We start from the raw sequence: 14906 nt of genomic DNA, 5'->3' as shown, positions 1-14906 counted from the left end.
CATCGCGGCGGATCCCGCTGGATCCATTTCACGTTGGCAGCCTCTTCTCTCTTTTCTTCCGAGTGAACTGTTTTGTATTCCCCTGCCCCATCCGATGCCCCGTCCGCGAATCCTGTGACGGTCGCCAAAGACACTGAATCCAATTTGCCGGATGAGTTGCAGTTGCCTTGGAAGCATTTGCAGGAAGTGTCCGTGCGTTTGCGTCAGGTCATTCGTGGAAAAGACGACGTGATCGAAGCGGTGCTGACGGCTCTGCTGGCCGAAGGGTCCGTGTTGCTGGAGGACGTACCGGGCGTCGGCAAAACCACCCTGGCCAAATCCGTTTCGCGTTTGATCGATTTGGAATACCAGCGGATTCAATGCACGCCCGATTTGCTGCCCGCGGATATTTTGGGTGGTCCGATTTACTTGCAATCCAAAGGCGAGTTTGAGTTTCGTCCTGGACCGGTGTTTTGCAATCTGTTGGTCGCGGACGAGGTCAACCGAGCGTCACCGCGAACGCAGAGTGCATTGCTTGAAGCGATGGCGGAATCGCAAGTCACGATCGATGGGGAACGCTACGATCTGAAGCATCCATTCATGGTCATCGCCACTCAGAACCCGGCTGGATTTGAAGGCACGTTCCCACTGCCCGAATCGCAACTGGACCGGTTCCTGCTACGGTTGTCGATGGATTACCCCGATGCCGAAAGCGAAATTGAACTGTTGCTGGAGCAGTCCGAGTCCGAGCCAGTAGTCGGCTTGAAGCCGGTGATGCATGCGGACGAATTGATCTTATTGCAAAACTGGGTGCGACGAATTCGGACGGATCGGAAAGTGGCGTCGTACGTGGTGGCGTTGGCAACTGCGACGCGTCAGGACACTCGGTTGCGGGTTGGATGCAGCCCGCGAGGAAGCAAAATGTTGTTGCGTGCGGCACAGGCGCGAGCGGTGTTGCGTGGGCGGGACTATGTGTTGCCTGATGATGTGCAACATTTCGCGACGTTGGTGTTGTCCCACCGTGTTAGCACGCGTCACGGAACCGCCACCTCGATGGAAGCACGTCAGATCATCGCGTCGATTGTGGATCAAACGCCGATCCCCGTTTGAGACAGACCCCGTTTCCGTCCGCGGGACCGATGAGAAACATCCAACTTGGCTGGTGTGATGGCACACGGCGAACCGGAAGATCACGATGGCACAAAGCAAACGAGAATTGACAGCTGAGGCGGCCGCATTGAAACGTCGGCGTTCGATGCGGCGTTTGTTTCTCAAAACTCTGCGTTGGTGCAATCCCATTGGTTGGTGGTTGAGTCTGCGACGCAGCTTGACGGGTGGTTCCGTCACGTTGTTGTTGATTGGCATCATCTCAATGAACATCGTCTGGGGATATCCTTGGATGGGAATGTTCGCGAGTTGCTTCGCGATGTTTGTTGTTGGTTGGGCCATCAATCGTGTGATGACGCCTCGTTTGAAAGTGGCGATGGATTTGCCAATTGCGGTGCGCGCTGGTGATCCGTTGATGACGCGGGTGAACCTTCTGCATCAAGGACGCTTGCCGGCAATGAATCTTTATGCGGGATTGGATCCCAAACGGGACGCGGCGGGACGCGCAACGATCGAACTGGATCAACACAAGATTCGAATGCTGTCGATTCCCGAGATGGAACCCCGCGGCAGCGCCTACTTCGATCAGGTACTGACGTTTGTTCGACGGGGCGTTCAGTCCATGCCTGCGGTACGAGTTGAGTCGTTGTTCCCGTTCCACTTGTTCCGAAGCACGCAGTGGATCGCAAGCGATGAAACCGTGGTGGTCACGCCACGTCGAATGGATTTTGAGAACGACATGGCTTGGCGAGCGATTCAGGCGAACCTGCGGGGGCTCGCGGTCGGGTTGGCCCAAGGTGATCACCAACACTATGTCGGCAGTCGTGAATATCGAGTTGGCATGTCGGTGCGGCGTTGGGACTTTGCGTCCTGGGCACGATTGGGCAAACCGATTTTGCGTGAGTTCAACTCGGCGGCGAAGCAAACCGTGACCGTATTTGTCGACACGTCACCCAACGAGGAAGCCGTTCCGTTGCCGCAATCGTTTCGTTGGCGGCGTGTCACGGAAGACGAAGACATTTCATTGGAAAGGTTGTTGTCCATCGCTTCGGCGGGATTGGAAACGTTGGTGGGAGCCAACGTTCAGGTGCAATTGGTGGTTCCATGGAACGCGCCGTCGGTGCTTCACAAGCAAGAGCAGTCGGGCGATCTGCAGATCGTTCTCTGCGAAGGTGCTGCGGATCCGATCCCGTTGCTGATGGCGCTGGCGGAGGCGCAGCCCATCGATGCTTCGAAGGCGGACGAGATTCTGAACGCCCTGCCTCATCCCGGCGGCACGTTCCACGGGGTGGTGTTTTCGAGACGTGACCGTGAAACGGTCAATGGTTCCAACATGCCCGATTTGATGTGGATCAATGTGGAGGACTTTGCTGAGGAGTGGTTTGGAAACGATCCAGCAGGTGCTTCCACCGAAATCCGTACTGAAAATCCAAGCGAATCTCGTGAAGGGGTGCTGGCGTGAGAGAAACTGCCGTGACGAGGCCAATGGATTGGCGAGATTGGTTGACAGACAACCGGACGATCCTGGGTGCACTGACGGTCGGGTTGGCGTTCTTCATTGGTGGGACATTCGTTTCGACACCGGGTTGCCTGACGTTTGCGATCATTGCCGTTGTCGCGGTGGTGGTGTCGCATTTGCGTGAAACGCGTGCGGGCGAGACGACGAGTCCGGTCAAGCAAGAGTCGTGGAAGAAGCAGTTGATCCGAGGCTTGCTACTCTTTGTCAGTCTGGTGGGCGGAGTCTTTCTCGTGTTTGTCTGGCGATTCGTTCCCGCCTTGCAAGGTGTGCCCAACATCCTGTTGGTCGCGGTCGACACGATCGGTCACACCGCGTTTGTTTTGCTTTGCATTCTTTGGATCCGCTGGCCCAAGCACGGGCACGTGATGATGTTGATCTTGGGAATGATCGTTGTATTGATGGCCGTCGCCGGCGGTGGTTTGAGCACGACCGTCACCGCACAAACGGGGCTTGGTTTGATCGTTTGTGTGGGCTTCGTTTTTGCCGCACATGTCATTTCCGGAAACCATGATTCCACCGAGTCCGCGTTCCAACCGTTGTCCAGCGGCGGGACATCCGATGCCTACCGAAATCCAAAGCGAATGAGCGCGGGACTGTTTCGGTTCTTTGCACTCTTTGCCATGTTGGTCGCAGCCTCAGCCACCACGCACGCGACGATTGCCGTGCTGCCGGAAGTTCAGGCGGGCGTGATGGCACAACTGAACGAACGCTTGGAAGCCAACACCACTCGCGGTTGGGGAGGCGGTGATCGATACGTCAACGGGTCGCGAATTGGGAATGTTCGAGAGTCCATTTTGAATGACCCAGCGAACGTGGCCCTGCGAGGTTTCGCTGAAACGGAACCGGGGTACCTTCGAGGCAACGTGTATGACTCGTACAGCGATGGGCGTTGGCGAACGTCGCGAAAATGGATCTTTCAATCACCGCCGGACAGCGGTGTGCGGCGAGTCGCCGAAGCTCGCTTTTTGCGATCAACCGGTCCCGCGACGGTGCCACTGAGAGAAATGGCTGACCACCAACGACGCCGGTACAGCATGCGATTCGGTTCGGTGGAGGAGGAGGTCGATGACTCCATCCAACTGTTGAATTGGAACGGCGTCGAAGGTGCAGATCCGGGTGGCGGTGACTTCGTTGGGACGATTGAAATTCAGGGGGATCCCGCGAAGGGGCGGAAAGTTTTCTTGCCGGCGACGACACGTTGGGTGGAGCTTGCGGGCGAAGGCGTGGGGGTCTCGCCGCACGGGCTGCTCAGCTATGGCGTCGAAGTGCGTCACCCATGGGTGGTCGCGGTGCAGGATCTACCCCCGGCGGAAACGCTTTACCAACTAGAACGTGATTCCATGACGCGGGTGGAGACGGCAATTGAACGCGAGGCCGCACGATTGACTCGGGAGTTGGTTCGCGGAGCGTCAACGGATGCGGAAAAGGCCGAACGGATCGCGGAACACTTTCAATCAAACTATCAATACTCGCTCAAGCCGGTGACGGTGCCCGAGGGATTGGATCCGTTGATTCATTTCTTGCGATCTCGGCATCCAGCCCACTGCGAATTGTTTGCCAGCGCAACGGCGTTGATGCTGCGAACGGAGGGCATCCCATCGCGGTATGTCACCGGCTACATCATGGACGAGCTGAATGACGCCGGTGACGCGTACCTGGCCCGAAACCGTGATGCACACGCTTGGGTGGAGTACTTTGACCGAGAGTCATCACGCTGGTTGCCGGTTGAGTCCACTCCGGGGCGTTCGTACTTCACTCTGCGTCGCAAAGAGCAAGCGTTGTTGGCGGCTGGTGGTGATGGCGGAGCGGATGCGGCCGAAGACGTCAGCACCAGTTTCTTTTCACCCTTGCTTCAGTGGTGGGCGTCGGTGCGGACAACGGACACCTTGGTGACTTTGTTCCGTTGGGCGCAGGTTCCTTTGTTGATCTTCTTGGTCGCGGTTTTATGGCGACGCAATCGTGGGAATGAGATTGACGAACGCAGCGTTCGTCTGGCAGCGGAGCGTCGACGCATGGACCGCCGAATCCGACGTCTTGGTTGGGTCCGAAGTCCCAGTGAAACGCTGCATCGTTTTGCGACTCGTTTGGAAGTCGAGACCACTGACAGTCCCGCTCGCGAGGAATTATTGCGTGCTGCCGATTGGTATCGGGATCACGCGGTGGCGTGCTACCGCGGCGAACACGAGGCGGTGAAGCTCAGTCCGCCGGTCGCCGCAAACGTTCCAGCGTGAACAGGCCGGAAGAATGGCCGTCGCTGAAGCGGATGTTGTAGGCATACGTTCCGACGGGCTGCATGCCATCGATCGTGAGCGGCCGTGCTTCCGCGGCACTGAGCACGGGCAGTCCCATGGGTTTGGCTGGCGCGTTCGCATCGGTCACCGTAAACGCTTGGTGACCACCGGTCTCACCGCGTTTCTCTCGGCAGGTCGCGCACGGACACGTGTCGCGAAGTTCTCTCGCGGTCCACGTGCTGACTTCGCCGTCGTTCCATTCGATTCGGATGCCGCGTTCGCCTTCGCGCTGAATTGAAGTGGGCGTGTAAGCGACAGGATCTTCGATCTTGCGTTCGCGAAAAGTCATGATTGCTCCGCCATGGACGACTTCGGTTCGCCGGATGCTTTGGCGGCCAACGCGGCCTGTCCTGCTTGAAGCGTCTCGATGATTTTGTCGACATCGTAGACGCATCCGCCCCAGGAGCCGCCACCCACCTGTTGCAAAGCTGCCCACAGACGAGTGTCATCCGGGATCGCTGCGTCGCTGCTCAATCCATCCGCGATACTGCGTTCGTTCAAAGCGGTGATTGGATCCAAACCGTCGACGGTCTCGACCAAATTCACGGTGCCATCCAAGGTGTTTCGGTCCACCGTGATTTGGACTGTGTCGCCGTCGCGAACTTTGCCGATTGGGCCACCCGCCAATGCTTCTGGTCCGACGTGACCGATGCAGGCTCCGGTACTCACGCCAGAAAAACGAGCGTCGGTGACCAAGGCAACATGTTTGCCAAAGGATAGATACTTGAGCGCTGATGTAATTTGATAGGTCTCTTCCATGCCGCAGCCCAATGGGCCTCGGCCGATCAGGACGATCACATCGCCGGCTTCGATGGGAGTGTCGGTTTGTCCTTTCACCGCCGCGATGGCATCACGTTCGGAAGTGAAAACGCGTGCACGTCCTCGTTTGCGATAGACACCATCATCATCAATGACCGTCGGGTCGATCGAGGTGGCTTTGATGACCGAGCCTTCCGGACACAGATTGCCTGTTGGGAAACAAACGGTGCTGGTCAGTCCGCGTTGTTTGGCGATGGCCGGTGGCATGATGACATCATCGGGATCAACACCGTCGGCCATTTGCAAACGTTCGCGGCATACCGCGCGTCGGTCAGAAGATTGCCAGCGATCCAGCAGTTCGTTCCAGGTCATCCCGGACACGGTTTTTTCTTCGCCGTTCCACAAACCGGCTTCGCGAAGATGCCAAGCCACCTCGGGAACGCCGCCAGCCAAGAACAGGCGAACGGTCGGATGGCCGACGGGCCCATTGGGCAAGCAATCCACGAACCGGGGCACCGATTGGTTGACTTTTCGAAAGTCCTCCGCCGTTGGGCGACGACGTCCGGCCGCGGCAGCGATCGCGGGAATGTGCAGCAAGAGATTGGTGCTGCCACCGACCGCCGCGTGCATCAGCATCGCGTTTTCAAACGCTTTGTCCGTCAACACGTCGCGAAGCGTCATGCCGGCGGAGTGCATGGCTGCGGAGGATGCCGCCGCGTCACGTGCCAATCGTGTCCAGATGGGTTGGCCACTGGGTGCCAAAGCCGCGTGGGGTACGGTCATGCCGAGTGCTTCAGCGATGACTTGGCTGGTCGCCGCGGTGCCCAAGAATTGGCATCCGCCGCCGGGCGTGCCGCATGCTTTGCAGCCGGCAACCGAGGCTTCTTCGAGACTCATCTCGCCACGAGTGTATCGGGCGCCGATGGTTTGGACTTTGCCCGCGTCTTCACCCACGGTCGGTGGCAACGTCACGCCGCCGGGGACCAAAACATTCGCCAAATGACCTGTACCGGCGAGAGCCATCATCATCGCGGGCAACCCTTTGTCGCACGTCGCGATGCCGATGACACCTTTGCGTCGTGGCAAAGATCGAATCAGGCGTCGCATCACGATCGCGGCATCGTTGCGATAGGGCAGCGAATCGAACATGCCGTCTGTGCCCTGCGTTCGTCCGTCGCATGGGTCGCTGACAAATGCGGCGAAAGGAACGCCGCCATCCTTTTCGATTTGTTCCGCGGCGGCTTGGCCGAGCAAGCCGACTTCCCAGTGCCCGGTGTGATACCCGAGAGCTTGTGGCGTGCCATCAGGATTCCGCACACCACCTTGCGTGCTGAGAATCAAATACTGATCGCCGAGAACGCGTCGTGGGTCAAATCCCATGCCGACGCTTTGAGTCAATCCAAACAGATCACCGCTGGTCCAGGTGCGAAGGATTTCATCCGAAAGAGGAAGTTTGCCATCTGGACCATCCGCCTTGGTCGCCAGGGTTTCTGGAGCGTCCAAGGCGGCAAAGTAATCAGCGGGATCAATCACTACGTCGGCCACCGGTGAGAATCAGGAGGTAATACGCCAGCGTCATGATCGATTGCAATGTCGCGGCAACATAGGTCAACGCGGCAGCATTCAGAACTTTTGCGACATAGCGTTCTTCCTGCGCCGAGATCAAACCATACTCGACCAGATGCTCGCGAGCACGACTGGAAGCATTGAATTCCACCGGCAAGTTAACGACTTGGAAAAACACCACGGCCGAGAACAGAATCACGCCGAGCCACATCAGAGCGGGAAACGACATGATCGCCCCAATGAACAACAACGTGGCACCAATGCCACTGCCAAAATTCGCGGCGGGAACGGCGAGGTTGCGCACGACCAACGGGGCGTAATTTTTCGCGTCTTGAAAGGCGTGTCCGGCCTCGTGACAGGCCACACCTAAAGCCGCCATCGAACGGCCGCGATACACCTCGTCGCTTAGACGCAGGACTTTGGCTCGGGGGTCATAGTGGTCAGACAAGTGACCACCGACGTGTTCAATGCCCACCGACTGCAATCCACCCTGATCCAGCATGCGACGCGCCGCCTCGGCACCGGTCATGCGAGCGGGCACTTGTGCCATTGCTGCGAACGACGATTTCACCTTCCACTGCGCGTACAGGCCCAGCAAGAACGGAGGCAAAACAAACAGGAAGTAGATACCCATCGAAGGAATGTTCCCTAAAAACATCGATTGCAAACGCTTCTGGGAGCCAGGCGATCTCGTGAAAGAAAAACACTGGAACTCCAGGAATCAGCCGTTTTGACAGCCCAAAACAAAGGTTTTGGACATCATCGGGCCAATTGGGCAGGCACTCGCTGCGCCATGCCAATCAATACGCAATTGCCGCACCAACGTTCGCACGAACCGAACCGCCGAGACGGAATGTTTCAAACGGTTACCCGTACAATTGGTACAGCATGAGGTAGACCAGAACTCCCGTCACTGAGACATACATCCAAATCGGATAGGCAATTCGGACCAGCTTTTTGTGAGCCACGATGCGTCCGTTTTTGGCGAGGTAGATCGCTCGTAAAGCCAAGAAGGGAACCGCGATCGCCAGCAAAATGTGGGGAATCAAAATCGATAGGTACGTGTAACGAGCCGCCACGGGAGCGTCCGAGGGAAACTTACGGTTCCACTCGCCCGTCGATTGAAACAACGCGAATTTGTGAAGCAAATAGCACAGCAAGAAAACAATGCTGACGCCAAACGCACGCAGCATCATTTGTTTGTGAATCTTGGCTCTGCCGTTCTTGATGTAGTACAGACCCAAGCCCAACAGCACGGTCGCAGTCAGGTTCAATGCCGCGTTCAAGTGCGGCAAGTTGGCCGCCAAAGTGTCCCACATGTGTCGTTGGTTCTATGAAGAGGCGTCTTGGTCGAGCATCGATTCAATGCTCTCTTTCAATTCTGCGAATTGGCGTTTCTCAGGCCAGTTGTAAAAGCCTTCAATCTTTCCCTGCCTGTCAACCAACACAAAACGCTCGGTGTGGAATTGTTTGTTGACGGGTTGTTGGAAGATCTCCGCTCCGATGCGGCGAATGTAATTCAGTTCACCAGTCAGAAACAGCCATTGGTCTTCGTCGGCGCCAAACCTCGCCGCGTATTCGCGAAGAACTTCAGGCGTGTCCGTCTCAGGGTCGACCGAGATCGCGACAAATCGGACACCGCGTCCTTCGAATTCATCCTGCAGTTCTTTCAGTTTCTGATTTTGGCTGACGCAGATGCTGGGGCAGGTGCTGAAGAAAAAACTGACCACGTAAGGCATGCCCTTCAGGTCTCGCGTGGACACCAATTCGCCACTGCGTTCGAGCAGTTCAAATTCACTGAGCCAAGCGACGTCTTCGGGTGGCTTGGACGGCGTGTCGTTGGCCACGTCTTCGGGCGAAAGAGTGTCGTTGTCGATCACCGCGTTGTCGTTCGTGTAAACGACTTCGCCCGGCGGAGGTCCATCCATCGTGCGGCCTGGCGATCGAAAATGGCGAGTGATCAAACCCAGCACGACTCCCGTGCAAAGGATCAATCCGATGTGAACAAAGGTTTTCATGTCAGCATGAATATTTGGGTTGATTTTGACTCAGCGTCCGCTGGTCAAGACGAGCGTGCACCAAAGTTGGATCGATGCAAATCCGCCAAAAAAGTTTTCGGTATGCGATGCGAATACAAAATTGTAAGCCAGCTTTCCTCGTTGCTTAACCGGCAATCCGGTTGTGCGACAATCGAAACCAGAAGGGAATCTTGTCTTATTGAGAATCATTCGTAACAAATGCTCGTCGACAGCTTGAAGGGATGGGGCTTCTTGAGCATTCTTGGCGGACAAACCGATTTCCGATCGTTCCGGTCTCTTTCTGCCAACGGGATGGCTCACGCCTACCTACCACCCACTCGTTTCAAACGAATCCGATATGAAATGTTCGCTCCTAAGTCGCTGCCTTTTTGGGGGCCGTTGTTTTCATGGAGGTTCGCTGCTGGCGATTGTCATGGGAATGATTGTTTGCGGGCCAGTCTCCGCTCAACGCCCCGATCGATCGGGTGGTATCCGCAGTGAGCGAAGCAATCGCGGCGGCCCCAGCGGCGGCGAGCGATCCGGTGGTCGCACTCGCAACGAAACGTCTCCGGTCTTGGATCAGGAATTCATTGAAACGAAGCTGCCAAAGGGAACGCGATACATCAGCGATGTGGTCTTCAAGACCGTTGACGAAACGGAGTTGAAGCTCGACCTGCTGCTTCCTGAAAATCCATCCGGTGAATCGTTGCCGGTCGCGGTTTGGATTCACGGTGGAGCCTGGATGCGAGGCAACAAAGCCCGCGACCTGCATCGTTTCGATCAACTGACGTCACGCCTGCTCCAGCGAAAAATGGCCTTTGTTTCCATCGAGTATCGATTGTCCGGCCAAGCCAGCTATCCAGAACCCGTTCGCGACTGTGTCGACGCCCTGGCGTTTCTGAATCGCAATCGCGATGAGTATCACTTGGATACGGATCGGATGTTCTTGATGGGGACTTCGGCAGGAGGACATTTGGTTTCGTTGATCGGTTCCGCATTCAATGATTTGCCAGCGGAGTTTGTTTCGGACCCGCAGCAATCCCTGGGGACGCTGCTCGGTGTGGTGGATTTCTACGGTCCGGCTGACTTGGTTTTCTTGCAAGGCAAACGCGACGAAATCGACTACGAAAACGATGCTTCTCCGGAGGCTCGCTTTCTGGGGCATTCGCCACTGACTCGCCCTGATCTAGCTCGCGCCGCATCACCGACGAATTATGTGAGCGAAGACTCGCCGCCATTCTTGATCTTTCACGGTGACGAAGACACGCGTGTCCCAATGACGCAAAGCGTGTTATTGAACTCGCTACTGAAAAGTCACGGCGTGTCCAGCAAGTTGGTTGTCGTCGAAGGGGCTCGTCATGGTGATCAGAAGTTTGATGACGAGGTCTACAACAATGACGTGCTCGAGTTTGTCGATTCGTTGCTGAAAAGACGCTGAGTCATCGGTTGGAATGGGTGATCCGCTTCCTGCCAGCGACTGACGACAGATCATGTTTCGAACCGTGACGTTTTCCACGGTTCGCGGCTTCGGGATCGTGTTGTCCGCGACCGCTGCCGCGTGTGGTCACCAATGAAATGCCACACTCCAAACGCAGCCAATCCAATGCGGCCTGATGCACCGCCAGCGTTCGTACATGAATCAAAGCGGATTGGCTGAAGATGTGATCGGCTGACGTTTCAGGAGCCGGCTCAGAAAGTTGTTTGGGCATGCCGCGAACGTAACCTTCCGCATACGAGGCGCCGCTGCCACGTGAGTAGCCGCCGTATTGCAGCTGCGCCGCGGTGGCGATTGTCAGTAGCAGTTCGCGAAACAAGGCGATGCAATTCTGCACGTCGTCAACGGGACCGTAGAACCAAAACAGCGTTCGGTTTTGCTTGCGTCCGTAGTACCACTGCACCATCGGAAACATTTCATCGCACACGTAGGCGGCCAGCGACTTCTCCCACGTGCACGCGCGACGTCCGTTGACCGGGCACGCCATCCGCGTGTAGGAGACATTCTCGACGTTGTCGTCGTCTGTGATGTCATCGCGAGACAAATTGTGACGCAGCATCAAACTCTGCATCATCCGAAGAGCGTTGCGTTTCTCTCCTTCCGTGCTGGCGTGGTTGCTGGCCGTGGTGTCCAACGCCCGCAATCGTTTCAGAATCTTCTCAAACTCGTTCTGCGTCAGTTCCTGTTTGTCGTCTCGCGGACGCAGTGGGGCTCGTGAAAGTTTGTCGTCACCAGTCTTGGCACCGGAATGAATCCAGTAACCGACAATGACGTAGTCGCCATCGTCCATTGGGTTCCATGTGTCATGAATCTCGTGATCGATCACACAGCAGAAATGCCCTCCGCGACGCGAATCTCGTTTCTCCAAGTGCGTGACAACGACGCCACGAGGCAGGTGTTCCATTTGGAACGGGAGATCGCCGCCTGGTTCCACGTTCCAACCACGCTGGCGAAGGAAGTCGTCGCCGACCGAGCAGGCCACTCCGTTGCGAACCGTTTTGTTGGCCGCTTTCCCCAGTGAGTTGTAAACGTCGCGGTAGTTCAATCCGGTTGCGATCGCGATGGCGCGAGTCACGCAGTCTCCGGCCAAGCCAACAAATCCTGACGTCGAACGCCCGCCATCATTCCAAATGAAATTCACACGATTGGCCTGCAAGAGGAAGGAAACTTTGCCGCGTTGAATTTACACCATCGTGTCGGCTTTGCGACTTCCTCGCATCAGCAACCACGCGATCACCACCACGGCAACGGTCGCGATCAAGGTCACTGCCCAACAGGTTGCTGATGACGGGGCGAACCCGGCGTCGCTGAGGTCCAACGTGGGATTGAGCAAACGACGCAGTTCCAACATGGAATAACTGAGAGGATTGGCCTGCATCACACCGGCCAAGGCCCAGCCGCCCCAGTCGCCCAGCGTCGCGGTCCCCGATTCGACAACGGGACCGGTGATCTTCCAGGCGGGAATTGGAAAGAAGGTTCCCGCCAACAGCCACATGGGCATCAAGCCCAGCATCATGATCGCGTGAAAGCCTTGCGTGCTTTCCATCGGCCAGGCAACGATCATCCCGAGGGCGCACATCGCAATGGCGATCACCGCCAACAGCAGCAACAGCAGCGGAAACGTCCACGCGATCGAGGCGGCGCCGACCAGATAAACCAAAGCCAGGAAGATCAGCGCCTGAGCCCATGCAATCGCGGCCCCGCCCAAGACTTTGCCCACCAGGACTGGAAAACGCCCAGCCGGAGAAACCAACACCGATTGCATGAAGCCTTCGCGGCGGTCTTCGATCACCGAGATCGTCGCGAAAATGGCGGTGAATAAAACGATCAAGCCAATAGTGCCGGGCAGAAAGAACTGCGAGAAGCTTTCGCCTCCGGCCGATTCAAACGATCCCCGCAGGCCCGTCCCGAAGAGCAACCAAAACAGGAGCGGTTGAACGATCGCCGCGGTGACTCGATTGCGTTGGCGGAAGAACCGCGTCCACTCACGACGTGCCAGCATCCAAGCGGCGCCCATGCGAGCCGAGGTTGGCATCTCCGATTGGTGGACGCTGGCCGAACTCATTGAAATTGCTTCCCTGTTTTGGCCACAAAGACGTCTTCTAGGTTCGGGCGACCAATGCTGATTGATTGCACGTTGTCACCCAAGATTCGCGAAACCGTTGCCACCAACTCCGGTGCATCGCATGGTGTGCGGAGAGTTTCGCCAACGGTTTGTGTATCGAGTTGCAATTCACGCTGCAGAGTTTCTTTCGCGGTGGCGATGTCGTCGGGCACGATGGTCAGGACGCCTCCGCCAAGTCCCGCTCGCAATCGCGAGGGAGTGTCGTCGGCGATTTTTTGGCCTTGGTCCATCAGAACGACGCGGTTTGCCTTGGCGGCTTCTTCCATCAGGTGCGTTGTCAGCAGAACGGCGACGCCCGAATCGGCCAACTGTTGCAACGCCTCCCAGAGCGAAAGCCGCGCGGCTGGGTCCAATCCCGTGCTGGGTTCATCCAACAGCATCACTCGCGGACGATGCAACAAGCCTTTGGCCAGTTCCACCCGTCGCTTCAGACCACCTGACAATGTCTGGCAAAAATCGCGTCGGCGATCCGTCAGAGCGAATTGATTGAGTAACTCATCGCAGCGGTTGGAAAGTTCGCGTCCCGACAGCCCGTAGAGTGCACCTTGGCAACGAAGGTTCTCATCGACGGTGAGTTTGATATCCAAACTGGGTGATTGGAAAATGATTCCCAACCGACTTCGGACCGCGTGGACGTGCTGAGAAACGTCCAAACCATCGATGATGGCGGCGCCCTTTTGAATCGGCAGCAGCGTGCTCAGCAAACGAAACAGGGTTGTCTTGCCGCTGCCATTCTTACCGAGCACGGCGACAATCTCGCCGCCCCGCACCGAAAGATCGACACCGGCCAAGGCCACGTGTTCACCGTAGCGGTGGTGCAGGTCACGGACTTCGCACAGCACGTCGCCGAGCGAGGGGTCGGACGTGGTCGCGGGGGCCTCGTCAGGAGCGGAGGCGGTGGAACTCAATGCCATGAATGTCGCTACAGGGCGGCTCGAAGAGTCATCACCAACAGGACCGCTGGAAGCACCACCAGTGACCAACGCATCATCTTGCGAGCTGTTTGGTCATTCGGCGTGGCTCGGAAGTTCAGCGAAGCACGAAGCAGTGGCCACGACGCGGCGAGAATCAAAACGGTTGCGGCAACGCTGGCGATCGAAACAACCAATTCGCCGGCGGGGAACCACGCCATGACAACACCACAAGTGGCCAACGCCAAGCTGCCCGCGATGCTTTGCCAAGCCGCGTGTCGTCCGGTGGGTTCGACGGTCGTGGTCATCTGAAAACCGGCGTTGGCGTACTGAGTCCGGTACAACCATGCGATCGCCATGAAGTGTGGGTATTGCCAGCACGCCAAGACGCCAAACAGCATCCAACCGGGAATGTCAGTCAGCGATCCTCCGGCGGCGGTGTAACCCATGAAGACGGGCAAGGCTCCGGCGATCGCACCCACGGTCGTGTTCCAAGACGTGCGTGTCTTCATCGGTGTGTAAACCAACACATACAGCAACCAAGTCGCGATGCCGACGCCGGCTGGCACCATGCCGTTGCCCAGCCACAACATGGCGGCTCCAGCGATGCCCATCGAGCTTGTAATGGCGATTGCCAAACCACGGCTCAGCCGACCCCCGGGGACCGGGCGATTCGCTGTGCGAGGCATGCGAAGGTCGATGACGCTTTCCCAAACCTGGTTGGCGGCACCCGCGCTGCCCGCAATCAATCCGGTGCCGATCATCAACCAAAACCAATCGACCAACGACAACGTTGCGGTTCCGGCGATCAAGGCCGAGGCAACGGTCGTGACCAAAATCATGGTCACGATACGAGGTTTCGTCAGTTCCACCACATCCGACATCCATCCGCGTTCGGTGCGGCTGCGAGATTTGCCGGTGGATGCAGCAGGTTCGTCAGCGGCGACGACGGGATTCGACACTGGAATCTCATCGTTCAATGGGCTGACTCGGTCGGTCGAGGGGCGCGGTTGAGAACTGGGTTTCACCCGTGAAGACGGCTCCAGCACGGCGGTGCCGAAACTGCCATCCAGGGACAAGCCATTCCCGGCAACTATCTCGAGCGTTTCGCGGCAATCAGACGCCATGATCGTTCC

Annotated in this window: 13 protein-coding genes; 4 read left to right on the top strand and 9 right to left on the bottom strand. The window is 57.3% G+C overall.

What is annotated here, in order from left to right:
- Positions 1-72: 72 nt before the first annotated feature.
- The 3 genes from LOC70_RS09435 (at position 73) to LOC70_RS09425 (ending at position 4836) form a co-directional block, all read left to right on the top strand.
- Positions 73-1089 (top strand): AAA family ATPase, encoded by a 1017-nt coding sequence (locus LOC70_RS09435; RefSeq protein WP_230253361.1) that lies wholly within the window; start codon positions 73-75, stop codon positions 1087-1089.
- 85 nt (positions 1090-1174) lie between these two features.
- Complete coding sequence (locus tag LOC70_RS09430) at positions 1175-2548, top strand: DUF58 domain-containing protein (protein ID WP_230253360.1); 1374 nt, start codon at positions 1175-1177, stop codon at positions 2546-2548.
- An 11-nt stretch (positions 2549-2559) separates the two neighbouring features.
- Positions 2560-4836 (top strand): transglutaminase-like domain-containing protein, encoded by a 2277-nt coding sequence (locus LOC70_RS09425; protein ID WP_230253359.1) that lies wholly within the window; start codon positions 2560-2562, stop codon positions 4834-4836.
- On the opposite strand, the gene LOC70_RS09420 is transcribed toward LOC70_RS09425, so the two are convergent.
- The 5 genes from LOC70_RS09420 to LOC70_RS09400 form a co-directional block, all read right to left on the bottom strand.
- Positions 4802-5185 carry a DUF971 domain-containing protein gene (locus LOC70_RS09420; RefSeq protein WP_230253358.1) on the bottom strand — a complete coding sequence of 128 codons (384 nt, stop codon included), beginning with the start codon at positions 5183-5185 and terminating at the stop codon, positions 4802-4804. The genes LOC70_RS09425 and LOC70_RS09420 overlap by 35 nt on opposite strands.
- Positions 5182-7200, bottom strand: a complete 2019-nt coding sequence (locus LOC70_RS09415) for a YjhG/YagF family D-xylonate dehydratase (RefSeq protein WP_230253357.1) — start codon at positions 7198-7200, stop codon at positions 5182-5184. Before LOC70_RS09415 ends, LOC70_RS09420 begins: the two co-directional genes overlap by 4 nt.
- Positions 7181-7855 carry a zinc metallopeptidase gene (locus LOC70_RS09410; RefSeq protein WP_230253356.1) on the bottom strand — a complete coding sequence of 225 codons (675 nt, stop codon included), beginning with the start codon at positions 7853-7855 and terminating at the stop codon, positions 7181-7183. Before LOC70_RS09410 ends, LOC70_RS09415 begins: the two co-directional genes overlap by 20 nt.
- Before the next feature lie 232 nt (positions 7856-8087).
- Positions 8088-8540 (bottom strand): DUF420 domain-containing protein, encoded by a 453-nt coding sequence (locus LOC70_RS09405; protein ID WP_230253355.1) that lies wholly within the window; start codon positions 8538-8540, stop codon positions 8088-8090.
- Positions 8541-8552: 12 nt separating this feature from the next.
- Positions 8553-9239, bottom strand: a complete 687-nt coding sequence (locus LOC70_RS09400) for an SCO family protein (RefSeq protein WP_230253354.1) — start codon at positions 9237-9239, stop codon at positions 8553-8555.
- Positions 9240-9678: 439 nt separating this feature from the next.
- On the opposite strand from LOC70_RS09400, the gene LOC70_RS09395 reads away from it, so the two are divergent.
- The gene (locus LOC70_RS09395; protein ID WP_230253353.1) at positions 9679-10677 is read left to right on the top strand and encodes an alpha/beta hydrolase; all 999 of its coding nucleotides are present in this window, start codon (positions 9679-9681) and stop codon (positions 10675-10677) included.
- Between the two features lies 1 nt (position 10678).
- Here the strand turns inward: LOC70_RS09395 and LOC70_RS09390 are convergent, their stop codons facing one another.
- The 4 genes from LOC70_RS09390 to LOC70_RS09375 are packed head-to-tail and all read right to left on the bottom strand — an operon-like array spanning position 10679 to position 14897.
- On the bottom strand, positions 10679-11875 hold the full coding sequence (locus tag LOC70_RS09390) for a DUF2786 domain-containing protein (RefSeq protein WP_315857229.1): 1197 nt from the start codon (positions 11873-11875) through the stop codon (positions 10679-10681).
- A 42-nt stretch (positions 11876-11917) separates the two neighbouring features.
- Positions 11918-12799: an ABC transporter permease gene (locus tag LOC70_RS09385; protein WP_230253351.1), complete on the bottom strand. Its 882-nt coding sequence runs from the start codon at positions 12797-12799 to the stop codon at positions 11918-11920.
- On the bottom strand, positions 12796-13773 hold the full coding sequence (locus LOC70_RS09380; RefSeq protein WP_230253350.1) for an ABC transporter ATP-binding protein: 978 nt from the start codon (positions 13771-13773) through the stop codon (positions 12796-12798). Before LOC70_RS09380 ends, LOC70_RS09385 begins: the two co-directional genes overlap by 4 nt.
- Positions 13774-13781: 8 nt before the next feature.
- Positions 13782-14897: a protoheme IX farnesyltransferase gene (locus tag LOC70_RS09375; RefSeq protein ID WP_230253349.1), complete on the bottom strand. Its 1116-nt coding sequence runs from the start codon at positions 14895-14897 to the stop codon at positions 13782-13784.
- Positions 14898-14906 lie beyond the last annotated feature (9 nt).

Source organism: Rhodopirellula halodulae (assembly GCF_020966775.1).
Lineage (GTDB): Bacteria > Planctomycetota > Planctomycetia > Pirellulales > Pirellulaceae > Rhodopirellula > Rhodopirellula halodulae.
The sequence above is the reverse complement of the archived record's forward strand: the minus strand, read 5'-3'. Positions and strand labels throughout refer to the sequence as shown.